We start from the raw sequence: 23,745 nt of genomic DNA, 5'->3' as shown, positions 1-23,745 counted from the left end.
ACCCGAACGATCCGACCTGATTGACGCGAGTCTCGATCAGGGAGCGCGGGTTCCAAGAAACGCCCTCAACCCGTCAGGAGACGACGTTGATCGAAGCGGGGCAGAACCCGGAGCAGGTCACCCGAATTCTGTTCCAAGATTTTCCGACGTGGATGCTGGTGTCATTCTACGTCGTCGCGGTCCTTGCGATCGCCGTGTTTGTTTACGGCTGCTACGCGCAGGTGCGGAAATACGCCCGCGGCCGTTCCGTGTCCGAGAAGGGGCTCTGGGGCGGCATCAAAGACATGATCGAGGCGATGCTGACACATCGCACGATCCGCCGCCGCGATTCAGCCGCCGGCCGCAATCATGCGCTGATCTTTTTCGGCTTCGCCTTGCTCTTCATCGGTACGGCGACGATCACGCTCGAGTACGACATTCTCGAGCCGATCGCGGGTATCAAGTTCTGGTACGGTTCCTTTTATCTCTGGTTCTCGCTGGTGCTCGACATCGCGGGCGCGGGGTTCGTGATCGGCCTCCTGTACATGATGTATCGCCGGAAGTGGCTGGCGCTTCCGAAGCTCGATTACCGCCGCCCCGATCGTGTCCCGTCCGATCCCGACTACGGCCGCGACTGGTACCGGATGGAGGACTGGCTGTTTCTTTGGGCCCTGGTGCTGCTCGGCATCACCGGCTTCATGCTCGAGGCCGCGCGCCTCGTCTGGCTGCAGGCCGACCCGACGGTCTGGGACTACCGCTGGTGGTCGCCGGTGGGCGCGATCGTGGCATACGGCTACAAAGCGCTCGGGCTGACGCCGATGGGGGCAGGGGAGCTGCGCATCGGGCTATGGTGGTTCCACGGCCTTCTGGCTCTCACCTTCATCGCGGCCATTCCCTATACCAAGGCGAAGCACATCTTCACGGCCATGGCCTCGCTCGCGGTGCGCGATGCGAAGCCGGCCGCGCATCTTCCCGAATCAGACCTGACCGCGAAGAAAGTCGGCGCGGAGTCCATCACGGACTTCACCTGGAAGCAGCTTCTCAATCTCGATGCCTGTACGAAGTGCGGCCGTTGTCACGAGGCGTGTCCTGCCAACGCAACGGGCTTTCCGCTGTCACCCCGTGACCTCGTCTTGACGCTGCGCGAATTGTCGAACGCGACCCTCGAAGGGTTCAGGCTGCCGCCGCAGGACGCCCTGGCGGCGATCGGTGACGGCGTCAATCAGGTGCGGCCGGAGACGTTGTGGTCGTGCCGGACTTGCGCGGCCTGTGTCGAGATCTGTCCGGTGGGCGTCGAGCATGTCCCGATCATCGTCGAGATGCGCCGTGCGCTGGTGGATGCCAGCGAGATGGAGCCTACGCTTCAGAAAGCGCTGCAGAACATCCACAACAAGGGCAACTCGCTCGGCGAGAACAAGCGCAAGCGCCCCGGCTGGACCAAGAAATTGGACTTCGAGATCAAGGACGCGCGGAAAGAACCCGTCGACGTTCTTTGGTTTGTTGGCGACTTCGCGTCGTTCGATCCGCGCTACCAGCGGGTCTCACAAGCCTTCGCGCGCCTTCTGCATCATGCCGGCGTCGATTTCGGCATTTTGTACGAAGCCGAGATGAACGCAGGCAACGATGTCCGCCGTGTCGGTGAAGAGGGATTGTTTCAGCATGTCGCCGAGCAGAACATTGAGACGCTGGAGGCTTGCGACTTCAACCGCATCGTGACGACCGATCCGCATTCCTACAACACGATCCGCAACGAGTACCCGGACTTCGACGGTGTGTTCGAGATCGAGCATGCCAGCGCCATGATTCAGCAGATGCTCGCATCGGGGCAGCTCAAGCCGTCAAAGACCTTCGATGCGCGCGTGACCTATCACGACCCATGTCATCTCGGGCGTCTCAACAAGGGGTTCGAGCCGCCGCGGGAGTCCATCCGGATGCTCGGTGCGGAACTGATCGAGATGGAACGATCGCGGGACAACTCCTTCTGCTGCGGCGCGGGCGGCGGGCGCATTTGGATTGCCGATCCCACGGACAAGGAGAAGCCGTCGGAAAATCGCGTCCGCGAAGCGGCCAAGATCGAGGGGCTCGATGTTCTCGTCGTGAACTGCCCCAAATGCATGAACATGTTCGAAGACGCGCGCAAATCCACCGGCAACGAGGACAATTTCCGTGTCATGGAGCTTATAGAGCTCGTCGAGGAGTGCATGGACTTCGGTGAGGGCTCAGGAGCTGTCGCGGCTGAGGAGCAGCGCGCGGCGGACGCAGCGGTCCCAGGTGTCCAGTAGGACCGTCATGAGCCTGGTGAACCGCGCCCTAGTCTCCGGAGACGTGTACTTGGCAGCAGCCGTTCACGGTGCCGCCCCGCCTCCGCAGCGGCAGAAGCTCGAAGAGCTGCTGTTCCAGACCGCGAAGACCCGGCGTCAGTTTGGTGCCGCGCCCTATGTTCCGCGATCGCTGTTGGACAGTCTGGCAAGCGACGAGGACGGCAAGGTGCGCTTGCGGGTGGCGCGAAATCCGGCGGCCTCACCGCAAGCCTTGGCGAAACTTGTCAAAGGCGACCGTCTCGAGGAGATGGCGGTCGCCGTGGCTGCGCATGCGAACGTCAGTCCCGACACGCTGGCGGGACTCGGGCAGTCCCCATCGCTCGCGGTCCGTCATGCGCTTTGCGGCAATCCGAACACGCCGGCGAAGACGCTGCGCGCCCTCTATCCCGTGGCGGAGCCTGCAAACAAGAAGGCCCTGGCCGGAAATCCGTATACGCCGGCGGACATTCTCAGCCTTCTTTGGAAAGACGGCGATGCTTACACGCGTGCCGAGGTCGCGGCGCATCCCTCTGCGCCGAAGGAGGTCTTGGATGCAGCTCTGACGGATTCCGAGGCTCTCGTCCGGCGCAAGCTCGCGTCCAATCCGTCGGCCGGAGCGGCAGCGCTTGCGACGTTGTTGGGCGATCCCGACGGGACGGTTCGGGCGGCGGCCATTCGCAGCTTCGCCCCCGATGAGGCGCTGCCCGATGCCGTCGCGGGCGATCCGTGCATCAGGGTCCGCCGCGCGGAGGCCCGCCGCGACGGGTTGGACGCAGATGTCGCGCGGCGGCTTGCAGACGATCCGGATGCCTGGGTCCGGCGCTGGCTGGCCCGCAATCCGACGGTGCCCGAAGATGTCCTCGTTCGCCTTGCCGTCGACGAAGAGGCCGATGTACGGCGCAGCGTAAGCCGCAACCGGTCGGCCCCGCTCGGCCTGCTGCGACAGTTGTCGCAAGATACGGTCGCCTGGGTCCGCGCAGGGGTCGCGCTTCGCGCCGATGTGCCCGACGACGTGATCGGCGCGCTCGGACGGGATGACGACCCCGATGTCCTATCGGCACTGGGGCGGAACCCGCGCACGCCGCTCGATCTTCTCATTCGCATCGCTGGCAGCGCCGACGCCGACGTCCGCCGGTCGGTCATCCTGAATGCACAGGCGCCGCGCGGGGCGTTGGTCGCGCTGCTCGAGGATCCGTACCCGATCAATCGCGCCTTTCTGGCCAGGCATCGAAACCTGTCGGAGACCGACCTCGTCGCGATGCTGGGCGATCCCGAGCCACAAGTGCGCTTCTCGGCTGCAAGCGCGTTGATCGACAGAGCGAATTCGACCTGAGGACAACATCGGAAGGAATATTGGTGTGAGGGTAAGACCATGAAAATCCTAGTTCCCGTCAAGCAAATCGCCGTCGTGGACGAGGACTTTGAGCTTCGCGACGATGGCAAGGACGTCGATCCCGACTTTCTGAACTTCGAAGCCAATGAGTGGGACGATTATTCGTACGAAGCCGCGCTGACCATCATGGAAGCGTCGGACGGTGTCGAAGTCGTTCCCGTGACCGTCGGTCCGGACGATGCGGAGGATGTTCTGCGCCGTTGCCTCGCCAAGGGTGGCGAACGCGGCATTCGGGTGTGGGACGACGCGTTGGAAGACGCAAACCCCGCCGTCGTTGCGCAAGTGCTTGCCGGCGTCGCAGCGCGCGAAAAGCCGGACATGATCCTGACCGGAACTTTGTCCTCCGACCGGTCTTACGCGCAGACAGGTGTCGCCCTTGCGGCGGCTCTGGGCTGGCCGCATGTGGCGGTCGTCACCGGGCTCGAGTGGACGCCCGGCGATCCCAAGGCCACGCTTCTTCGTGAACTCGAGGGCGGACTCGTGGAGAAGCTCTCGGTGGAGTGTCCCGCGGTCCTGACGATCCAGCTTGGTATCAACACCCCGCGCTACGCGTCATTGCGCGGCCTGAAACAGGCAAAAGAGAAGCCCGTCGAGGAATTGTCCTTGGACGATCTCGGTTTATCGGGCGACAGCCTCGCCGAACAGGCCTCGTTTAGGGTTCGGCGCATGTACAAGCCGGAGACCGGTCAAGCGGAACTCATTGAAGGCACACCGGCCGAACAGGCCGCGCGTCTTGCGGAAATCATCAAAGAACTCAAGGGAGCGGCATAATGGGAGAGATCCTTGTGATCGCGGAGCACCGTCAGGGGCAACTCAACCCGGCGACGTTGGAAATCATCGCCGCGGCTGTCGCGTTGAAGGAGGAGTCTGAACACAAGGTGACCGTCGCGGTTTTCGCGCAATCGCCTGACGACTTCGCAGGCCTCGTGGCGAAGGCGGGTGTCGATGAAGTCGTGAAAGTCCCCGTGCCGGTGGCGTCGTTTCAGAACGACACCTACGAGGCTGCCGTCTTGGCGCTGGCCGACGCGCGGAAGCCGGCCGTCATCATGTGTCCGCACACGGTGGATGCCTGGGGCTATGCGCCGGCAGTCGCGGCCCGTGGCCAGTTCGGGTGTGCGACGGATGTGTTCGAGATGCGTTTCGAGGCCGAGGGCCTGGTTGCCGTCCGTGCCGCCTATGCGGAAAAATTGCATATGGAAATCGACTTCCCGGGCAAGGAAACCGTACTGCTGACTGTCCGGACAAATGTCTTTAAACCTTCGGAGGAGGATGGGGCACCCGCCGTGACCTCCTTCGAGGCGCCATCGGCGGAAGCGCGGACGGAACACCTGACCTATGTCGAGCCGGAACAGACCGGCGACGTCGATATCACGCAAGCGGAGTACATGCTTTCGATCGGGCGTGGCGTCGGCGAGGAAGACAACGTCGAGGAGTTCAAAGAACTCGCCGATGCTTTCGGCTTCACTTTGGGCTGTTCCAGGCCGATCGCCGACAATGGCTGGCTGCCGAAGTCCCGCCAAGTCGGTCAGTCCGGCAAGACCGTCGCCAAGTGCAAGGTCTATTTGGCGCTGGGTATCTCCGGCTCCGTCCAGCACATGGCCGGCATGAAGCATGTGCCGAACATCATCGCGGTCAACAAGGATGCCGAGGCATCCATCTTCACGATTGCGAAATACGGCATCGTTGGAGACATGTTCGAGATCGCGGAGGAACTGCGCGACCAGGCCTCCTGACGACACGTCGACGCGTCTGTCCGCGCCACGCTAGGCAGCAGGCGCGTCGTCCAGATTTGCAATCTCGATACGGCCAAGTCCGATATTGCTCGCACGCGCAGCGGCGCCGGAGGCGATCCCAATGACGTCTTCGGCGCTGTCCGTTGTGGCGGCTTCGAAGCCGGTTGCAAGGCCGATGCTCGTGGTGAGGAAGAAGGCGTCATCGCCGTCGCCGATGGGCGCGCGCAAGGCCTTCTGGACCTTCTCGGCGAGCTTGATGGCGTCGTCGACCGACGGCGTTCTCGTGCGCAAAATGGCAAACTCATTGCGCGTCCAACGGCACAGAGAGTCCGACCGTTCCAGGGCACCCTCGATACGGCGGCCGATGCTGAGCAGGGCTCGCTCTCTGTCCTCGGGGGCGAGGGACTCGTGCCAGTTCTGCAGTTGGTTTAGATGAACGACCAGAACCGCCGGGTGCTCGCCGGGCGTGGCGTTCAACAACGCCATCTTGATGCGATCGAGGAAGAGCGCCGGCGTTGGAAGTTCGCTGGCGGAATCGTAGAGGCTGTCGCTTCTCAGTCTCAGCTGTTCGTGCCTCTCCCGCGTAATGTCCGTGATGAAGCCCTCGACGCCCAGAAGCTCGCCGCTGGTATAGAAGTTGCCGTGTCCGCGCTCGAGGACCCACTTCACGTCGCCGGTCGCGGTCTGGATACGATACATCAGCTCGAACGGACGGTTCTCGCGCAAGGCCGCCTGAACGTGTTCCCAGACCTGTTCCCGGTCTTGAGGCAGGATGAGGTCGGCATACGTCAGTTTCTTGTTGTTGACGAGCGCTTCCGCCGGATATCCGGTCAAGGCCTCGCAGCCCTTACTCATATATTCCATCGTCCACTGACGATTGTTGCGGCAACGGTAGACGAGGCCGGGCAGGTTGTTGATCAGCGTATCTAGCGTCCGGTGGGTCGCTTGCCTGATGTTCTCCTGCTGTACGCGGTTGCCGACTTCCGACAGCGTGCCTACGAAGCCGCGGCAGATGTTGTCGTTGGAAATCAGCCCCTGCGCACTAGCCTCCAAGTAGACCGTTTCGCCCGAGCGCGTCAGGAAGCGAAGAACGAGAATGGGATGTCCTTCGGGATCGCGCTTGGACGCGTCCAAAAAGCGTACCCAGCGGTCCTGATCCGACGGGTGGAGGTAGTAGGCGTTCGGGAGCCCGCGCGTATCGGTTGGGCTAAAGCCGGTGAGGCGCTCCCAGGCTGCATTGGTATAGCGGAGCCTGCCATCGGTGTCCGCGACGAACACGATTGTCTCGACGGCATCGAGAAGCAGTTCGAAGAGATGCGGTTGCGTGGGCACGAAACCGGAGGACCCGGTCTCAAACAAGGAACCCGCGCGCGCAAGGATCTCCGACAGGTCTTTGATTGTGGAATTTCCCATTTCGCAAAAGCTCTTCTGGACTCTGCGGCGCGTCCGATCCTCAGATCCTCACCCTTGGCGCACTGAAGATTGTCTCGCTCGGCACAACGGTTAGTCAACAAACAAAAGTGTTGATGATCTTAGTGGGTACTACATTGGTGGTATCGATGGGAGCGCTGATCAACTGATCGAGTGTCTCCTTGTAGCGCGAGCGTTCCTTGCGGCACAAACGCAACTCTCGGGTTGGAGGGACATGCGCGCTAACCATCGCCGAGATCATCGGTTGTCTAAGTCCAATGGGACGGCGCGGACAGGACCGGCACGCGGAGATCTTTCTGCGAGAGAAAGCTCTCCTAGAAGAAGCCGGATCGGTAGCGGCCGCCTCAGCAGGGGACGGATGGGCGCTGGGGCACGGAGTCGTACTACGGCGTAAGCGCCCAGACGGCAGCCTCCAGCCGTGACTGCAAGTTCAGCTTTCGCAGAAGATTCTTCACGTGAACCTTGACGGTGCCGTCGCTGATATTGAGATCCCGCGCAATGTGCTTGTTGCTCTTGCCGGCGGCGATTAATTGCAGGATCTGCTTCTCTCGCGTCGTGAGGCAATCGGCATCGGGCGCGGGCTTCGGTGCGCCGTCGCGCATGGCGCCGAGAAGGAGATTCATCAGCGGCTCCGTAAAGACCGACTCGCCGCGCGCGGCAAGCCGCAGCTTGGTCAGGATTTCCTCCGGCTCGGATCCCTTCAGCAGGTAGCCCTTGGCTCCGGCCCGCACGGCGCGAAGAAAATCCGTCTCGGCGTCCGATACCGTGAGCATGATGACCTCGGTGTTGAGTTCGGCCTCTTTGATGCGCCGGAGCGCATCTAGCCCGCTTCCTTCGCCCATGTGCATATCCATGATGACGAGATCCGGGCCGAGCGATTCCGCAAGTGCCACGCCGTCGTCGCAGGTGGCGGCTTCGCCAACGACCTCGAAGTCCGGCTGAGACGAGATCAGCTGTGCGACTCCGGAGCGGAACAGAGGATGATCATCCACCAACAAGACTCTGCAGCACTCAGCCATACCAACACCTTCTCAGTCGACAATCGCATTGAAACCCGAATCGTCCGTGCCGGGGCAATACACGTTGAGCCGCGTGCCACCGCCAATACGGTCCTCGATGCGGAACGTTCCGCCAAGGGCGCGGGCGCGCTCCTGCATGATAATGAGGCCGTGATGGTGCTCGCCGTCTTGCAGGGCGAGTTGCACGCCGATCCCGTTGTCCTCGACCCGCATTAGGATGGCTCCGTCGTCGCGGACGCGGACGCTGACCCAGCAAAGACTCGCGTGGGAGTGGCGGACGACGTTGCAAAGCGCTTCGCGAAGAATAAGCAACAGCTGCATCTCGTCGGAGACCGTCAACCGTCCCGCCTTCAACCGGTTGTCCAGGTCGAAGGCGATAGAGCTGCGGCGTTCGAACTCTTCGATCGAGTCTTCCAGCGCTTGCGAAAACGTCCTCCCGCGCATCGTCAGGCGGAAGGTCGTAATCAGTTCGCGCAGTTGCAGGTCCGCGGTACTGAGGGTGCTCCGCACTTCTTGAAGCGTTTTTTCGATATCGGGAATACTGTCGGTCCGCTTTCTCAGCGTGTCCTGCAGCAGGCTTACCTTCACCTTGAGATACGATATGGACTGCGCGAGCGAGTCGTGCAGCTCGCGTGCGATCGCCGCACGTTCCTCGCTCTGCGCACTGCGGAGTTTCATGCGAGCGCAGCGTGCGCTCTCGATGACGCCTGAGAGGTACTCGGTAAACGATTCCAGCGTTTTCCTGGACACAGGGATTTCGCTGCTTTCGACGCGCAACAGCAGAAGGCCGATTCCCGAAATGCCTTGGGAGAAACTCTGCACGACGACCGAAGAGTCCGGGTCTGTCGCATCGCTGACGATCCTGGGACCCTCGGGCGTGTCCAGTGACGAAAATAGATGGCTCTGCCGGATGACGCGGAGCCAGCGGGAGCGATCGTCGTCTCCAACGACCGCGAGCTGAACCAATTGCCGGCCGCTTTCGGTGCTGACGAAGATCGCGCCGGACCGGGCATCAGTCATTTCCATGATGTGAGAAAGAACGAGTTCGAAGGGCTCTACGGAGTCCGGGTCGGAGAGCAGCCGAGTCAGAATCTTGTTGAGCAAATTTATTGTCGTGCTTGGGCTTTGCTCTCTCTCACCGCCGACAAGGCAGGGGGCAAACCTCGCGGAGCGCGGGGCCAACTTTGTCCCTCGCGCTTCCGTCATGCCGCGTTCCTCTCGGCATTTTTCGTGGCTGGTGTCACCTTGCCCATTGCGACATCTCAGTGCGAAGATCCGCAGGAAAAGAGCCTCCGTCTCTTCGGCGCGGCTGATCTCCTAATTTGACTTCGATCAAGCACAGCAGCTTTGTTCAATATCATTGAATAATATTCATGGCCAGGGCTAATAGTAATCGGCTATGCTGCCATTCGGATGGCGTGTTGCGCTGCAGCACAGCGGCGACCAACGGACACTAAGCAATGGCCCTCGATAAGACTGACGCCCCTGGCCGGACGGCCGATACTCAAGAAAACTACGACGAAGGCTTGGGCCGGGATGTGGCTCAATCGATTGGTGTCCAGGTGCGCGTCGCGCGCAACCGGCACGGCATGACCGTGGCGAGAGTGGCCCAACTCACTGGTTTGTCTTCGGGAATGCTGTCGAAGGTCGAGAACGGCAATGCGTTCCCGTCGCTAACGACGCTGCACGCGCTGTCCCGCGTTTTCCGGGTCCCGATGACCTTCTTCTTCGAGACGCACCAAGAGACGCGTGGCTGCTGCTACGTCAAGAAGGACGGCGGTCTCTTCATCGAAAGCCGAGGTTCCAAGGTCGGCCACCAATATCAGCTGCTGGGACACGGCGTCGGCAAGGAGCTGTCCGTGTCGCCGTATATGATCGAACTCAACGACACGTCGGAGGTGTTTCCCCTGTTTCAACATCCGGGGGTAGAGTTCATCCACATGCTCGGCGGGGAAATGGTCTACGAGCACGGCGGAAAGCCCTACCGGCTGTCTCCAGGCGATTCTCTTTTCTTCGAGGGAACGACCGCGCACGGGCCGGTGGAGCTTATCGAGCTGCCGATACGGTTTCTGTCGCTCATCGTCGAGCCCGGACCCAAGGACGGGGCCTAGGTCGGCGCCTGCACGCGGACCCCGGCTCTTCCGCCGCTACGCCGGTCATGCGTCCGGCAATCCGATCAATGAGACATGAGAACCGGTACCGTCATGGTCTTGATGACGGTCCGGGTGACGCCTCCGAAAAGAACCTCGCGCATGCGGCTGTGGTGGTAACCGCCCATGACCATGAGGTCTGCGCCTAGGTCGGCGCTCTGCGACAAGAGGAGATCCGCGGTCGGGGTCTCGGGATCGAGCGGAATGCGCCGGACCTCGACGTTGAGATCGTGCCGGGCGAGGTGATGCGCGATGTCGGTTCCCGGATCGGTGCCGAGGTCCGACTGCCGGTCGTCCGTGGCGACCAGAACGATCACCTTTTCGGTGAGGCTCAGAATGGGCATGGCATCGGATAGCGCACGCGCGGCGGTGCTGCTTGCATCCCAGGCGACGATTGCGGTGCGCGGCTTGGGCTTGGGATGACCTGCCCACGGCACGACAAGGACGGGGCGGCCGCTGTGAAACAGCAGTTCCTCATAGAGTGCCGTCTGTTGTTTGCCATTCGCGCCTTCCGAGGACGGCTGGCCAATGATGGTCAGGTCCACATGGCGGGCCTGGACGGAGAGCTGTTCAGCGAATTTGCCCGCGCTGCATTTCGCAAGCCGGGTCTCCCGGCTGATGCCGCTCCGGTCGCCGGCGCTCGCGAAACGATCCATCGCTCGTTGAACTTCCTCGCGCGGCTCCGTCTCGCCCGCCGGTATATGGGCCACGCCAATCGCGTGCGCACCCAGCGCCTCGGTCACCTGAACGGCGTAGGGCAGTTGAGCGTCGGGGGCCGTGAGGGAATCAAGACTAATGAGTAGGTCCTTGATGGCCATGGGGTCCTCAAGTGAGAGAGTTGGAGTGACTTTCGCGCTTCTTATCCGGCAGCCGCAGGGGCCCCGTCGCGTGTGCGGGTGAGGCGCTATCGGGTCGATGGCGTTCCATTCATTTCACCGCTCACCGATTCCAGATGCGGCAACCGATGGCCCAGCTTGTCGCGCTTTGTTTCCAGATAGCGTTGGTTGGCGGCATTGGGTTCGATATGAAGCGGCACATTTTCAACGATCTGCAGCCCATCGGCTTTGAGCGCGTGGATCTTGCGCGGATTGTTCGTCAGGAGACGGATGCGCTGGATGCCGAGAAACTTCAGAATTTGTGCGCTGACCGTGTAGTCGCGCTTATCCGCGGGGAAGCCGAGATGAAGATTCGCCTCGACTGTATCGAGCCCTTCGTCCTGCAGCCTGTAGGCGGCCAACTTGTTGGCGAGCCCGATCCCACGCCCTTCCTGGCGCATATAGAGCAAGACGCCGCGATCGGCCGCCGCAATGCGTTCGAGGGCGGCATCGCGCTGTTCGCCGCAGTCGCAGCGCAGCGAGTGGAAGACGTCGCCCGTCATGCACTCCGAGTGCAGACGCACCAGCACCGGGTCCTGCGTGCGGGCGGCCCCGAATTTCGTGGGGCCGGCGATCCCGCGAGTCAGGGCGAGATGCTCGGAACCATCGAGGATGCTGCGGAACAGGTGGAGCATGAATGTCCCATGCCGTGTGGGCATCGGAATGTTGAGCTCAACAGGCTCGATCAGCCGCTCGGTCTGCTGACGGTAGGCGACAAGGCTTTCGATCGTGCAGACCTTGAGGTCGAACTTCCGCGCAAATCTGTGCAGGTCGGGTGTCCGCGCCATGGTGCCGTTGTCGTTCATGATCTCGCAGATCACGCCTGCGGGCCGCGCCTCGGCGAGTTTGGCGAAATCAACGATGGCTTCCGTGTGACCCGGGCGTACCAAGACCCCGCCGTTCTTCGCCCGTAGGGGAAAGATGTGGCCAGGCCGGTTGAAATCCGCCGAGGACGCATCGGGATCGGCGGCGCGACGGACCGTGTGGGCGCGGGCCTGGGCGCTAATGCCGGGCCCCGGCGCATCGGCAGCGTCGATGGGAATGGTGAAGCCGGTGCCGTAGGCGTTGCTGTGTCGCCGCGGCTGCAGCTCGAGCCCGAGCCGATCGCAGTCGTCTTCCTGGAGCGGAAGACAAATCAGGCCGCGTCCTTGCGTGGCCATGAAATTGATCGCTTCGGGCGTCGCATGCTCGGCGAGCATCACGAGGTCGCCCTCGTTCTCCCGGTCCGGGTCGTCGATCAGAACGACCATGCGGCCCCGCTGCAAATCCTCGACGGCGTCGGCTACCGAGCAAAAGTGATCTTGTCTCATGTGAATTACGATACCCGAGCTTTCAACTGATGAAACTACACCCGAAGAGATAATCCTCAGGAGGAAGGCGGTTTGGGCGCCCTACAGGCGCTCGACCGATGTGCTCAGCGAAGAGCCGGACGATCGCCGCCTCAGCATGACCCCCGCAAACGTTGAACTTAGGGGCAATTTGGGCCTAGGATAAGGGGCATTGGGTGCGACGAATTTCGCGGGCTTCCGGACACAATTCCGACACCTACCCTCCAATGGGTATGGAATTGCACGGAAGTGAATGGGTAAGTTGAACCACGTTCAACAACCGAGACTGACACGAAACAACGGATTTTGTGTTTCGATATCAGCAGATTAGGCGAGAAGACGGACGCATGGAACAGTCATCCAGCTCGAAATACGTCATCATCGGGGCCGGAATTCACGGCCTGAGCACGGCCTATCACCTTGCCCTCCAGCTCAAAGCCACGGGCAAGGGGTCCGGCGAGGATATTCTCGTCGTCGACAAGACGGCAATCGGCGGCGGTGCATCGGGTATCGCTTGCGGCGTCGTGCGCAACAACTACTTCCAGCCGGCCATGCGCGAGTTGATGGCGCACTCCGTCGGCGTTTGGGAAAGCGATCCCAAGGCCTACAGCTATCACCCGGTCGGGTACATGCAGATCAGCGCCGAATGCATGCATGCGGACGTGGCCACGATCTATGAACAGCAGCAGGCCATCGACTACGAGTCCACCTTCATTGAGGGGACCGACGACTGCCGGAAATACATGCTCGGCATCTTCGACGATTGGCAGGCCCAAGGCATCACGTCGGTCCTGCACGAAAAGCGCGGCGGCTACGCCAACAATACGGCCTCGCTCTACGGCCTGGCCGGCAAGGCCGAGGCAGAGGGCGTGCGCATCGCGACCGGCGTCGAGGTTCTTGGTTTCGAGTACGGCAACAACTCCGGCGCCGTCACGGGTGTCGTGACGAACCGCGGCACGATCGCCTGCGATGCGGTGGTCGTCGGCGCAGGCCCGTGGGTGCTGAAATTCTGGGACATGCTGGATCTGCCGAAGGCCATCTCCATCAAGGGGCCGGACGGCGTGATGCACGACGACGTGCCGATGTGGAAGTTCTGGTGCCTGGAGGAGGGGACGCTCGGCGTCGATCCCGAGATGCACAAAACCAACGACGGCAGCATGCCGCCGGTCATCCACGTGGACACCGATGCGCCGCTCTATTCGGACGTCGATGGATCGCTGATCACCGACAAGCTGTGGGGCCTCTACTACAAGCCCGACTTCAACTTCGGCGGCATTCAGGGCGGCGCCTCTCCCTACAAGGTGGACGAAGATCCCGACAAGGTCGCCATCGATCCCTACGGCCCCGACTCGCCGGACTTCATCGTGGGCGACGACTTCATCCACATGTGGTGTTCGATGCTGGCTCACTGCCAGAAGCGGTTCGAAGGCAAGATCTCCGTATACAAACACAAAGAAAAATCCGGCGGGCTCGGTTGCTTCACGCCGGACAACTTCCCGGTCTTCGATACCTTCCGGGAGAATGTCTACGTCATTGCCGACTCCAACCACGGTTACAAAATGATCGGGGTTGGTAAGCTCGTCGCGCAAGAGCTGGTTGGGGAGAAGAGCAAGCTACTGGAGCCGTTCCGCTTCGGGCGCTTTGCGAAGGGTGAACTGCATCCGGTCTCTCACAGCCCATTTCCGTGGAGTTGATGTTAGGGAGACGTCAATGGATATCGAAACCTACGTGGATGACCCGCAACGCCAAGAGCTGGTCAAGGAAGTTCGTAAGAAGATCGACGAACTTGGAATTGAGTATCTGTACCTGCAGTTCGTGTCGATCACGGGCCGCATCATGGGCAAGGGCATCCCGGCAGATCACTGGGAGAGCGTCGCCAAGAAGGGCTTCCAACTCGTTTACGGCGCGACGGTCAACCTGTTCCTCAACCGGCATGGCGAATATTTCGGCTATGGTCCTGAAGCCGCCGAGCTTGTCGGCATCCCCGATCCGGAAACATTCATGCAGCTGCCGTGGGACAAGCGGGTCGCGCGCATGTACTGCACGCTGTTCCGGAACCGTGAGGAAAAACAGGATCCGGGCGGCTTCCTAACCGCTGATTGCCGCGGCAACCTGCGCCGTCTCCATCAGGACTTCCAGAAGAAGCACAACGGCCTGCAGCTCCGCGTCGGCACCGAGCCGGAGATGATGTGGCTGAAGAAGGACGAGAACGGCAAGCCTGCCGGCGGCTATTCCGAGCCCTACTGCTATCACATCGATCAGTTCGAGAGCCTCCGTCCCGTCTACATGAAGGTGATGGAATATTCCCGCAAGATGGGGCTCGACATGATCCAGGGCGACCACGAAGACGCGCCCGGTCAGCTCGAGTTGAACTGGATGTACGACGACGTGCTGCGCAACGCAGACCGTCTGACCACGTACCGTCAGATTTGCGCGCAAGTAGCGCGCGAGTTCGGCATCATCGCCTGCTTCATGACCAAGCCCTTCATGGGTGTGTCGGCGAGCGGCTGTCACCACAACATGTCGCTGTGGCGCGGCGGTGAGGACCATCTCCGTCCGACCGGCAACGACCCGGACAACCTTCCGGGCATGCGTGAAAACTACATGTATGTTTCGGGCGGCGACAACACGTTCATGCCCGACGGCGACGATCCGCAAATGCCCGGCAAGGCGGGGCTCGCGGCCATCGGCGGCATCGTGCACCACCTGCGCGCCTTGACCGCGGTCGGCTCCTCGACGGTGAACTCTTACCGCCGTCTCTGGGACACCGGCTTCTGGGCGCCGATCTTCGCCGACTGGGGCTTCCAGAATCGCACCACTGGCTTGCGCGTTTCGGCGCCGGGCCGTTTCGAGTACCGCTCCGTGGACTCGATGGTGAACCCCTATCTGATGGGTTCGACGATCCTGGCGGCTGCCGACGACGGTATCGACAACAACCTCGATCCGGGCAAACCCGAGGAGCGCAACATCTACGAAGCCATCGCGGCCGGCAAGGACGTGAAGCGGCTGCCGATGAATCTCGGCGAGGCGCTGCAGGCTTTGGAGGACGACGAGGTCGTTCAGCGTGGCATGCCCGGCGAAATGTACCGTCTTTACAGCGAGTACAAGCGGGACGAGTGGGAGCGTTTCAACCACACCGTCACCGAATGGGATGTGAAGACCTACCTCAACTGCCTGCCATAGCAGTTGAACAACGAGTTGAACGCGTCGCGCATCTTGCGCGGCGCGCTTGGTGAAACGGAGGAACAAAAACAATGTGCGGGATTGCTGGTGTCATTCATCGCGGTAATGCGGTGGGCGTCGGTCAAGAGATGACCGCGATGCTCCAAAGCCTGAAGCATCGTGGGCCCGACTCGACTGGGTTTGCTGTTTACGGCGTGACCAAGCCTGACGAGTACGTCATGCGTTTGAAGCTCGCTGAAGCTGAGGACTTCGACACGGACTACAACATCCGTGACAAGATCCGCGACCGTCAGGCCTTGGTCGACAATCGTCTGGCCGAACTCGGTGCGCAGACGCTCGAAGTCGAGCAGCCGACGCCTTATGCGTTTCGCTACCGCCTGAAGTTTTCCGGCGATACGAAGCAACTGGCCACGGACTTGGAGCATATCGAGGGCGGCGAAGTGCTGTCTTTCGGTAACTCTCTCGAACTGATCAAGGATCTGGGCGACGCCACGGTGGTGTCCAAGCAGTACGGCCTTGCCGATTTCCAGGGCACGCACGGCATCGGGCATACGCGCATGGCCACGGAATCGGACGTCGATATCCGCTCGGCGCATCCGTACTGGGCCTATCCGTACAACGACATCAGTGTCGTCCATAACGGGCAGATCACGAACTACTGGATCATGCGCCGTGAGATGGAGCGGCTTGGTCACCGGTTCATGTCCAACTGCGACTCCGAGCTGCTGGCCGTCTACACGGCCAACAATTTGGAGCAGGGCGCAACGCTCGAGGACTCCCTGAGGGCGTCGATCAAGGAGATCGACGGCGTCTTCACCTACATCGTCGCGACGGACAAAGAGCTCGGCATGGCCAAGGACACGATGGCCGCCAAGCCGATGGTTCTCTACGAAAGCGACGACATCGTTGCGCTCGCCTCGGAGGAAGTGGCCATCCGCGCCATCGTTCCCCGGGAAATCGATACGTCTGATCCCTATGATGAGGAGGTGCGGGTATGGCAACGCTAACGCGCGCTGCGCCGTCTGAGCAGGAAAGCAAGTCCCATGAAATGGGCATGCACACGGAACAGCTCACCGGTCGTACGCAACAGGTTTTCTTCGATATCGATCTCAACGAGGCCCATCACGGGTTCAGTCTGCCCGACACGTTCGACGTGGACTTCAACAAGCGCGGTGAGATCGACGCTTCCAATATGGAGGCGAAGCAGGTCAATGCCCGCATCCGGGAGATGATGAAAGAGGGCTACGGGACGATCGTTCTCAAGAACCCCGCTGCGAAGCACTCCTTGGCGGTTGGCATTCTCAATCGGCTCAATCTCATCATTGAAGGGTCGCTCGGCTATTTCGGCTGCGGCCTGATTGACGGACCGAATATCCGCATCAACGGCCGCGTCGGCTGGTCCTGCGGCGAGAACATGATGAGCGGAAGCATTCTCATCGAGAAGAATGCCGGTTCGCAGTTCGGTGCCGCTCTCCGCGGCGGCGACCTCGTCTGCAAGGGCGATGTCGGTTCGCGGACGGGTATCGACATGAAGGGCGGCAACATCATCGTCGGTGGCGACACCGGTTCGTTCAGCGGCTTCATGATGCAGCGAGGCCGCATGGTGATCTGCGGCAATGCCGGCAAGAACCTCGGCGACTCCATGTACGACGGAACCATCTTCCTGGGTGGCGAGCCGAGAAGCCTCGGCGTTGACGCGATCTGGAGCGACATGACCGATCTCGATCGGGAGTGGCTCGAGAGGAAACTCACGAAGTACGACGTGATGCCGAAAGGCGGAATCGGATCGTTCCGCAAAATCGTCGCCGGTAAGCAGCTCTGGAACTACGACAATCTGGAGCCGACCGAGAAGAAACTGGTTCTGTAAAGGGAGCTTCCAAGAGATGGCTAAGGATAAGAAGCAGAAGGCGAACGGCGCGAAAGAGCCCGCCGAACAAAGCCGGTTTCTGCTGGGCAAGAGTCAGATCTTCACGCCGGAGGTCATGAACGACATCCACGTGAAGGCAGAGTTGGGCCGCTACAGAATGCGCGGCTTCTCGCTCTTCAAGAAAATCCCGCACTGGGATGACCTCACCTTCCTGCCGGGTACGCTGACGCGTTTCGTCATCGAAGGGTATCGTGAGAAGTGCGATACCAAGACGGTGATCGGGCCGCAGGCGAAACGCCCGCTGGAACTGGATATTCCGGTCTACGTAACCGGCATGAGCTTCGGCGCGTTGTCCTACGAGGCCAAGATCGCCTTGGCACGCGGCGCGACCATGGCGGGTACGGCAACTTGCTCGGGCGAGGGCGGTATGATCCCCGACGAGCGCCGGTATTCGTCGAAATGGCTCTATCAGTGCATTCAGTCGCGCTACGGATTCAATCCGCATCATCTGCGGCTGGCCGACTGTTGCGAGTTCTTCATCGGTCAGGGCTGTAAGGTCGGCCTCGGCGGGCACTTGATGGGCCAGAAGGTGACCGATCAGGTCGCCGAGATGCGCTCTCTGCCTGCCGGTATCGATCAGCGGTCGCCTGCGCGGCATCCTGATTGGCTGGGTCCGGACGATCTGGCGCTGAAGATCGAGGAAATTCGCGAAGCGACCAATTGGGAGATTCCGATCCAGCTGAAGCTCGGCGCCGCGCGTGTCTACGACGACGTGCGCATGGCCGTGAAGTGCGGGCCGGACTCCATCTATATCGACGGCATGGAAGGTTCGACGGGTGCGGGTCCACACATCGCGACGGAAGACACGGGCGTGCCCGGTATCGCCGCGATCCGTCAGGCACGCCGGGCGATCGACGAACTCGGCATGCGCGGCAAGGTGAGCCTTGTCTATGCCGGCGGTATCCGCAACGGCGGCGACGTCGCCAAGGCGCTGGCACTGGGTGCGGACGCGATCGCAATCGGCCACTCGGTCATGATGGCGCTCAACTGCAACAAGGAAATTCCGGAATCGGATTTCGAGGCCGAGATGGGCGTGCCCGCCGGCCGTTGCTACCACTGCCACACGGGCCGATGCCCGGTGGGTGTGGCGACGCAGGATCCGGAGCTGCGCAAGCGGCTTGATCCGGAAGAGGCGGCAGAGCGGGTCTACAACTTCCTGCACACGCTGACCTTGGAAGCGCAGCTTCTGGCCCGCGCTTGCGGCAAGACCGACATCCACAGCTTGGAGCCGGAAGACCTTGCTGCACTGACAATGGAAGCCTCCGCCATGGCGCAAGTCCCATTGGCGGGCACTGAAATGACCGTCGGTGTCGAGAACTATCACAAGCTGGGGTAAGGACGATGGCCAAGAAAGATCAAAGCGACGTCGATAAGTATCTGAAGGACTCCGCCGGGCTCGACACCGAGCGCGAGAAGGTGATCGGACAGCACATCGGCTACCGTTACGACGTGAACCTGTTGCCCGACTACGACCGGATCACGCCGTTCCTCAAGGACTATATGGAGTTCATGGGGTGGGACGACCTCAACTGGTTGGAGGACGTCCACATGGGCTATGAGGAAGGCCAGCCCGCGATCTTCGATCGCAACATCAACGGCTGGGTCCGGATTCCGAAGTCCATGGCGCTGCCTGGCAATCAGCAGGACCGGGACATGATCGCCCGTGAATTGCTGATCCGATTCCAGACTTCACCCAACCATCCGCTTCACGAGCTGAATAAGGCCTACCGCAAGTTCTAACGAACTTGCGGTTCGCCGCTTTTCAAAAACTGGAGTCAGTCAACGGGGGAGGTGCGTCCGCAGTTACGAACTAAGAACGCAAATACAGAACGCCTGAGCAAAAGAACAATCCAGCGAGGGCGATACAACAGCCGCAAATGCGGCGGATTCCTTGAGGGAGGAACTAAATGTCAGATGTAACCACGGCTTCCGTCGCCGGAAGTCCGAGCACGGAGTCTGCGCTTCATCGCGTGATTGGTTGGAAGGATGCCTTCTGGGTCGCGAGTGGCGTCCCGGCGCTTGTGCTCTTTTCAATCGGCGGCATCGCCGCCACGGTCGGAACGCCATCAGTTCTGGTTTGGACGCTTTCGGTCCTGTTCGGTTTCATTCAGGCTTTCACCTACGCCGAGATCGCCGGCCTCTTTCCGACCAAGTCGGGCGGGGCGTCGGTCTACGGTGCTGCCGCTTGGGTTCGGTATAGCCGGCTGATTGCGCCGCTTTCGGTCTGGTGCAACTGGTTGGCGTGGACGCCGGTCCTGGCGATAGGTTGCGGCATCGCCGCCGGCTACATTCTGACGGCGCTCTTCCCGGCAGACTCGGCGATCCGGGCATGGGAAATCCAGTTCCTCGATCTCTCCTTCTTCAAGGAAGGGCTCAGCCTTCGCGTCGATGCGACGTTCTTCATCGGTGCGATCCTGATGCTGATCTCGTTTGCGATTCAGCATCGGGGCATTCTGTCGACCGCGAAGGTGCAGACCATCGTGGGCGCGTCGGTCCTGATCCCGCTTCTGATCATCGGTATCGTGCCGCTGATCACCGGCGACGTGGCGATGGAGGCATTCAAGCCGTTCGCGCCGGGCACGGATCCGGCAACAGCGGCCTGGGACAAGGCAGGCTGGACCTTGTTCTTCGGCGGACTCTTCATCGCCGCCTGGTCGGCCTATGCATTCGAAACCGCCATCTGCTACACGAGCGAGTTCAGAGATCCCGCGACGGACACCTACAAGGCGATCCTCTATTCGGGGCTGCTTTGCATCGCCGTTTATGTGCTGGTGCCGCTGTCGTTCCAGGGTGCGCTCGGTCTTGCCGGTGTCATCGCGCCGGGGATTGTCGACGGTTCGGGTGTGGCCCAGGCCATGGCCGGCATGGTCGGAGGCGGCGCCTTCATCACGAACCTGCTTGTGGTGATGCTGCTGCTGGCTTTGATGCTGGCTATTACGACAGCCATGGCCGGCAGCTCGCGGACGCTCTACCAAGGCTCCGTAGACGGATGGCTTCCACGCTATCTCAGCGGCGTCAACAAGAACGGCGCGCCCACGAGCGGCATGGCAACGGATCTCGCCTTCAATCTAATCCTTCTGCTCATGTCGGACTATCTGTTCGTGCTGGCCGTCTCGAATGTCTGCTACATCGTGTTCAACTTCTTGAACCTGAATGCAGGCTGGATCCACCGGATCGACAATGCCCATGTGAAGCGGCCGTGGAAGGCGCCGACCTTCCTTATGGGCATCGGCGTGGTGCTGGCTTTCGTCAACGCGTTCCTGTTGGGCGCGGGTGCGGAGGTCTGGGGATCGGGGACTTTGGTCGCGGGTGCGATCGCCATAGGCATCGTCATTCCGGTCTTTATTTTCCGGCACTACATCCAAGACAAGGGACAGTTTCCGGCCCAGATGCTGTCGGATTTGTCAGTAGACGGAAAGACAATCTCGCAGGCGAAGGCAGGTGCATTGCCCTATATCGCCTTGGCGGGTGGCGTCCTATCGGCCGCGATCGGCTACGTGATCTTTTGGACGTGACGCGCGCCTGAACATCGCGGAAAGGCGTCGTTGCGGCGCCTTTCCGCCGCGATGGCTGGGCCCCGACTATTGGGCTCGGTCATTCGTGTTTTTGGCGGCTAATCAGGGTTTGCGCGCCCGCTGCTTCGTCCGGCACTTGCCCGTTTTTTTGGTGCTGTGTCGGCGTTTTCACGGCAGGAAAGTGTGGTTTCAGACAGGACCACGTGACCCCATAGGGTATGGCAGGGATGCACAGAAATTTCCTGCTAGTAAAAAATTTTGCACATGATTGACGTGCCGCTTGGTGGCGCTTAGCATGTCAGACTAGTCGGTGTGTTGACCAAGTATAACCTTGGGCAAAGTTCCGATGGGTTTTGAAGGAGGTGTGCGAGCGAGCAAATTACGCGAACTCAAGTCCAATCAACATGGCAAAGGGACAAAGCTAAAACATAAGTCCCGCCACTGAACCCTAGGGGGGTTACAAATATGGGCAATAACTTAGACGCGCTGACAACCGTCTTTACCGAGTTCTATTACTGGGTAACGGTTGTCTTCATGTTTCTTATTCACGTTGGGTTTTGCATGTACGAGGTCGGCGTCAGCCGGCGGCGGAATCATCTGCATACCCTCATGAAGAACACGATGCTGATCCCGTTGGTCACCATTACGTTCTTCTTCTTCGGCTGGTGGATTTATTGGGCCTTCCCGAACGGGCCGTTCATCACCGGCGGACTCGACACGGAGACGGCAGCCGCGAATTTGCCGACCTCTCCGACGATGGCGACCGACCTTTCCGATCGTATTACCGGCGTGTTCTGGGCGGCTTTTCTCCTGTTCTCTTGGACGGCAGCCTCCATCGTTTCCGGTTCGGTGATTGAGCGTATCCGCTCGGGTGCGTTCTGGATCATTGCCGTCATGATCGGTTCGGTGACCTGGATCATCGATGCAGCCTGGGGCTGGAGCGCCAATGGCTGGATGGTCAAGCTTCTCGGCTATCACGATGCGTACGCGTCCGGCGTCATCCACGCTATTGCCGGCGGCACGGCGCTCGGCGTTCTCGTCGTGCTCGGGCCAAGACTCGGCCGCTTCCGGGCGGACGGCACGGCGCGGGATTTCGTGCCGCATAATCCCTGGCTGGTGACTGTCGGTCTGTTCCTGATCTACACCGGCTTCTGGGGCTTCTATGCCGCTTGTAACGTGCCGATCATTTCGCCGGAAGGTATCGGCGGTCTGATCACCGGTGAGACATGGACGGCGACGACCATCTATCTCACTCCGACGACGCTCGGTGCGATCACCTTCAACTTCCTGATGTCTCTGTCAGGTGGTCTGATGGTGGCCTACATCATCTCGAAAGGCGATCCGTTCTGGACGTATTCGGGCGGTCTTGCGGGCATCATCACGGCATCGGCGGGCAACGATCTCTACCATCCGATCCAGGCGATGTTCATCGCAGGCATCGGCACGTTCATTGCCTACAAGATGCACTATTGGGTGGAACGGACATTCAAGATCGACGACGCAGTCGGCGCGGTGGCCGTCCACGGCTACGCGGGCTTTGTCGGTCTCGTGATCGCAGGGTTCATGCTCTGGGGTTACCCGTCGTCGCCCTATGAAGGCTACGCGACGATCAATCCGCTCGGTAACACGATCGGTGCGGTCATCATGTTCTTCGTTCTCGGCTTCGTTCCCGCCTGGATCGTTGCCAAGATCCTCAACGGGATGGGGCTCCTTCGGGTGCCGCGCGAAGTTGAACTCATGGGTCTGGACTTCAAGACCCTGGCAGACGAAGAGCATGCACGGGAAGACGTGCGCGAAGCCGAAAAGGCGCTTGTGTAACGATGACGGCAAGACAGAGAAAGGAAAACCATCATGGGTAGCACTTGGGCAGTCGATCTTGCCAACGTAAGCGCGATCTATCCTTGGCAAGGCAGCGAACTGATCATGGTGATCGCCGGTGTCGTGTTCTGGATCCTCTGGCACATCGTCCAACTCCGTGAGGAGAAGGAAGAGTTCCAGGAGGACGTGGCCAAGTATGGCAGCAAGGAAGCCCTCAAGAAGGCTCTGGACGACCACTCGGTCTAAGCCCTCACTTAGACCGCCAGCAAAGGGGGGCGCCCGCCGTTCGCGGGCGCCCTTCTACGTTTTCGGTAAGGATGTCCGTTAGATAATCGGGCAGGCACCGGTTTCCGCGCCGGCGCTGCGGCCCCGTTAGAAGTTCGTTTCGACCGACTTCCAATCGGGCTTGAAGGCGAGCACCTGCATGCCGTCGGGCAGGGTGGGATTGAAGATGCGGTTATGCCAGACCGCGGCCTCGTAGTTGGCTTTGCCTTCCTTCACAGCCTTGACCTTGCAGGGGATGCGGAAGCTGTGCCGTCCTTCGGAAAACTCGAGGATGCACCGGCCGGCCTCGATGAGCGTATCGGTAATCGGCGCGTCGGGCGGTAGGACCGCCAGCAGACGGTCGGTGAACTCATCTGCGTCTTGGTAGTACTCCGACTGTAGAAAGCGCAGCGCCTTCTCGTAGGTCTCCCGCGGGTCCGCCGATTTTTGAACCTGGAAGCGGAAGAAGGCGGTGCTTTCCTTCGGTTCTTCGGGCGCCAGCAAGACGGTCAGGGCGAGCAGCCGCTGCTCGCCGGAGTCGCTCAGCACGCGGGGACACATGCCGCTCGACGGCCGTCCCCCTTGTTCCCGCATTGCCGTCTTCCTCAATTGGCACTGCCATTCCAGGAAGCGGTCTCTCAGCTTACGCGATCCGCTCTTGCCCACGACGATGTATTGCCTCGATTTATCTGCCCGATAGGCGGTCACCATACCGCGTCTTGGCGGCACCTCCAGTCCCGCCGAAGGGGTATTGCAAGAGGCGAGCGGACCCGTCTTCGCGCCACGTCGTCGCGGCGCGCCTCCGCGCCCCGTTTTCCCGCCGAGTCTTC

The 23,745-nt window shown here is 61.0% G+C and carries 20 protein-coding genes; 14 read left to right on the top strand and 6 right to left on the bottom strand.

The window, feature by feature from the left end; genetic code table 11:
- Positions 1–20 precede the first annotated feature (20 nt).
- The 4 genes from GL4_RS12890 to GL4_RS12875 are packed head-to-tail and all read left to right on the top strand — an operon-like array spanning position 21 to position 5,405.
- On the top strand, positions 21–2,261 hold the full coding sequence (locus GL4_RS12890; protein WP_244462616.1) for a heterodisulfide reductase-related iron-sulfur binding cluster: 2,241 nt from the start codon (positions 21–23) through the stop codon (positions 2,259–2,261).
- Between the two features lie 7 nt (positions 2,262–2,268).
- Positions 2,269–3,612 (top strand): hypothetical protein, encoded by a 1,344-nt coding sequence (locus tag GL4_RS12885; protein ID WP_156137597.1) that lies wholly within the window; start codon positions 2,269–2,271, stop codon positions 3,610–3,612.
- A gap of 39 nt (positions 3,613–3,651) precedes the next feature.
- A complete protein-coding gene (locus GL4_RS12880) occupies positions 3,652–4,443 on the top strand; it encodes an electron transfer flavoprotein subunit beta/FixA family protein (RefSeq protein ID WP_045368125.1) in 792 nt (263 codons plus the stop codon).
- Positions 4,443–5,405 carry an electron transfer flavoprotein subunit alpha/FixB family protein gene (locus GL4_RS12875; protein WP_045368123.1) on the top strand — a complete coding sequence of 321 codons (963 nt, stop codon included), beginning with the start codon at positions 4,443–4,445 and terminating at the stop codon, positions 5,403–5,405. The genes GL4_RS12880 and GL4_RS12875 overlap by 1 nt, the downstream gene beginning before the upstream one ends.
- A 30-nt stretch (positions 5,406–5,435) precedes the next feature.
- Here GL4_RS12875 and GL4_RS16885 read toward each other — a convergent pair whose 3' ends face one another.
- From GL4_RS16885 to GL4_RS12860, 3 genes are all read right to left on the bottom strand, one after another.
- Complete coding sequence (locus GL4_RS16885; protein ID WP_052464504.1) at positions 5,436–6,818, bottom strand: sensor domain-containing diguanylate cyclase; 1,383 nt, start codon at positions 6,816–6,818, stop codon at positions 5,436–5,438.
- A gap of 401 nt (positions 6,819–7,219) precedes the next feature.
- Positions 7,220–7,828 carry a response regulator gene (locus tag GL4_RS12865; RefSeq protein WP_244462615.1) on the bottom strand — a complete coding sequence of 203 codons (609 nt, stop codon included), beginning with the start codon at positions 7,826–7,828 and terminating at the stop codon, positions 7,220–7,222.
- Positions 7,829–7,867: 39 nt separating this feature from the next.
- The gene (locus GL4_RS12860; RefSeq protein WP_172653356.1) at positions 7,868–8,959 is read right to left on the bottom strand and encodes a histidine kinase; all 1,092 of its coding nucleotides are present in this window, start codon (positions 8,957–8,959) and stop codon (positions 7,868–7,870) included.
- A gap of 356 nt (positions 8,960–9,315) precedes the next feature.
- Between GL4_RS12860 and GL4_RS12855 the strand changes: the two genes are divergently transcribed.
- Positions 9,316–9,966 carry a helix-turn-helix domain-containing protein gene (locus GL4_RS12855; protein WP_045368119.1) on the top strand — a complete coding sequence of 217 codons (651 nt, stop codon included), beginning with the start codon at positions 9,316–9,318 and terminating at the stop codon, positions 9,964–9,966.
- Positions 9,967–10,031: 65 nt separating this feature from the next.
- On the opposite strand, the gene GL4_RS12850 is transcribed toward GL4_RS12855, so the two are convergent.
- Positions 10,032–10,823 carry a universal stress protein gene (locus GL4_RS12850; protein WP_052464500.1) on the bottom strand — a complete coding sequence of 264 codons (792 nt, stop codon included), beginning with the start codon at positions 10,821–10,823 and terminating at the stop codon, positions 10,032–10,034.
- A gap of 86 nt (positions 10,824–10,909) precedes the next feature.
- The gene (locus GL4_RS12845; RefSeq protein WP_045368117.1) at positions 10,910–12,190 is read right to left on the bottom strand and encodes a bifunctional 3,4-dihydroxy-2-butanone-4-phosphate synthase/GTP cyclohydrolase II; all 1,281 of its coding nucleotides are present in this window, start codon (positions 12,188–12,190) and stop codon (positions 10,910–10,912) included.
- 365 nt (positions 12,191–12,555) lie between these two features.
- Here GL4_RS12845 and GL4_RS12840 point away from each other — a divergent pair, with 365 nt between their 5' ends.
- The 9 genes from GL4_RS12840 to GL4_RS12800 all read left to right on the top strand — a co-directional run bounded on the left by GL4_RS12840 (position 12,556) and on the right by GL4_RS12800 (position 22,897).
- A complete protein-coding gene (locus tag GL4_RS12840) occupies positions 12,556–13,902 on the top strand; it encodes an NAD(P)/FAD-dependent oxidoreductase (RefSeq protein ID WP_045368116.1) in 1,347 nt (448 codons plus the stop codon).
- A gap of 16 nt (positions 13,903–13,918) precedes the next feature.
- Positions 13,919–15,391 (top strand): glutamine synthetase family protein, encoded by a 1,473-nt coding sequence (locus GL4_RS12835; RefSeq protein ID WP_045368114.1) that lies wholly within the window; start codon positions 13,919–13,921, stop codon positions 15,389–15,391.
- Positions 15,392–15,462: 71 nt separating this feature from the next.
- On the top strand, positions 15,463–16,398 hold the full coding sequence (locus GL4_RS12830; RefSeq protein ID WP_045368112.1) for a class II glutamine amidotransferase domain-containing protein: 936 nt from the start codon (positions 15,463–15,465) through the stop codon (positions 16,396–16,398).
- Entirely contained in the window at positions 16,386–17,258 is an 873-nt protein-coding gene (locus GL4_RS12825) for a GltB/FmdC/FwdC-like GXGXG domain-containing protein (protein WP_045368110.1), read from the top strand. The genes GL4_RS12830 and GL4_RS12825 overlap by 13 nt, the downstream gene beginning before the upstream one ends.
- A 16-nt stretch (positions 17,259–17,274) precedes the next feature.
- On the top strand, positions 17,275–18,654 hold the full coding sequence (locus tag GL4_RS12820) for an FMN-binding glutamate synthase family protein (protein WP_045368109.1): 1,380 nt from the start codon (positions 17,275–17,277) through the stop codon (positions 18,652–18,654).
- A gap of 5 nt (positions 18,655–18,659) precedes the next feature.
- Positions 18,660–19,058, top strand: a complete 399-nt coding sequence (locus tag GL4_RS12815; protein WP_045368107.1) for a hypothetical protein — start codon at positions 18,660–18,662, stop codon at positions 19,056–19,058.
- 167 nt (positions 19,059–19,225) lie between these two features.
- Positions 19,226–20,833, top strand: a complete 1,608-nt coding sequence (locus GL4_RS12810; protein ID WP_045368106.1) for a trimethylamine N-oxide permease — start codon at positions 19,226–19,228, stop codon at positions 20,831–20,833.
- Between the two features lie 465 nt (positions 20,834–21,298).
- A complete protein-coding gene (locus GL4_RS12805; RefSeq protein WP_045368104.1) occupies positions 21,299–22,651 on the top strand; it encodes an ammonium transporter in 1,353 nt (450 codons plus the stop codon).
- Between the two features lie 33 nt (positions 22,652–22,684).
- Positions 22,685–22,897: a hypothetical protein gene (locus GL4_RS12800; protein WP_045368102.1), complete on the top strand. Its 213-nt coding sequence runs from the start codon at positions 22,685–22,687 to the stop codon at positions 22,895–22,897.
- 126 nt (positions 22,898–23,023) lie between these two features.
- On the opposite strand, the gene GL4_RS12795 is transcribed toward GL4_RS12800, so the two are convergent.
- Positions 23,024–23,509, bottom strand: coding sequence for a hypothetical protein (locus tag GL4_RS12795; RefSeq protein WP_045370116.1), 486 nt, complete (start codon positions 23,507–23,509; stop codon positions 23,024–23,026).
- Positions 23,510–23,745: the final 236 nt, after the last annotated feature.

The sequence above is a fragment of the Methyloceanibacter caenitepidi genome, assembly GCF_000828475.1.
In the GTDB taxonomy this organism is placed as follows: domain Bacteria; phylum Pseudomonadota; class Alphaproteobacteria; order Rhizobiales; family Methyloligellaceae; genus Methyloceanibacter; species Methyloceanibacter caenitepidi.
Note: the sequence above shows the minus strand (reverse complement) of the source record. Positions and strands in the feature narration are given on the sequence as shown.

Excerpts from the sequence above, each read along its gene's own strand:
- GL4_RS12885 (WP_156137597.1), top strand. The coding sequence starts at position 2,269 with ATGAGCCTGGTGAACCGCGCCCTAGTCTCCGGAGACGTGTACTTGGCA.
- GL4_RS12880 (WP_045368125.1), top strand. The coding sequence starts at position 3,652 with ATGAAAATCCTAGTTCCCGTCAAGCAAATCGCCGTCGTGGACGAGGAC.
- GL4_RS12875 (WP_045368123.1), top strand. The coding sequence starts at position 4,443 with ATGGGAGAGATCCTTGTGATCGCGGAGCACCGTCAGGGGCAACTCAAC.
- GL4_RS16885 (WP_052464504.1), bottom strand. The coding sequence starts at position 6,818 with ATGGGAAATTCCACAATCAAAGACCTGTCGGAGATCCTTGCGCGCGCG.
- GL4_RS12855 (WP_045368119.1), top strand. The coding sequence starts at position 9,316 with ATGGCCCTCGATAAGACTGACGCCCCTGGCCGGACGGCCGATACTCAA.
- GL4_RS12850 (WP_052464500.1), bottom strand. The coding sequence starts at position 10,823 with ATGGCCATCAAGGACCTACTCATTAGTCTTGATTCCCTCACGGCCCCC.
- GL4_RS12845 (WP_045368117.1), bottom strand. The coding sequence starts at position 12,190 with ATGAGACAAGATCACTTTTGCTCGGTAGCCGACGCCGTCGAGGATTTG.
- GL4_RS12840 (WP_045368116.1), top strand. The coding sequence starts at position 12,556 with ATGGAACAGTCATCCAGCTCGAAATACGTCATCATCGGGGCCGGAATT.
- GL4_RS12835 (WP_045368114.1), top strand. The coding sequence starts at position 13,919 with ATGGATATCGAAACCTACGTGGATGACCCGCAACGCCAAGAGCTGGTC.
- GL4_RS12830 (WP_045368112.1), top strand. The coding sequence starts at position 15,463 with ATGTGCGGGATTGCTGGTGTCATTCATCGCGGTAATGCGGTGGGCGTC.
- GL4_RS12825 (WP_045368110.1), top strand. The coding sequence starts at position 16,386 with ATGGCAACGCTAACGCGCGCTGCGCCGTCTGAGCAGGAAAGCAAGTCC.
- GL4_RS12820 (WP_045368109.1), top strand. The coding sequence starts at position 17,275 with ATGGCTAAGGATAAGAAGCAGAAGGCGAACGGCGCGAAAGAGCCCGCC.
- GL4_RS12815 (WP_045368107.1), top strand. The coding sequence starts at position 18,660 with ATGGCCAAGAAAGATCAAAGCGACGTCGATAAGTATCTGAAGGACTCC.
- GL4_RS12810 (WP_045368106.1), top strand. The coding sequence starts at position 19,226 with ATGTCAGATGTAACCACGGCTTCCGTCGCCGGAAGTCCGAGCACGGAG.
- GL4_RS12805 (WP_045368104.1), top strand. The coding sequence starts at position 21,299 with ATGGGCAATAACTTAGACGCGCTGACAACCGTCTTTACCGAGTTCTAT.
- GL4_RS12800 (WP_045368102.1), top strand. The coding sequence starts at position 22,685 with ATGGGTAGCACTTGGGCAGTCGATCTTGCCAACGTAAGCGCGATCTAT.
- GL4_RS12795 (WP_045370116.1), bottom strand. The coding sequence starts at position 23,509 with ATGCGGGAACAAGGGGGACGGCCGTCGAGCGGCATGTGTCCCCGCGTG.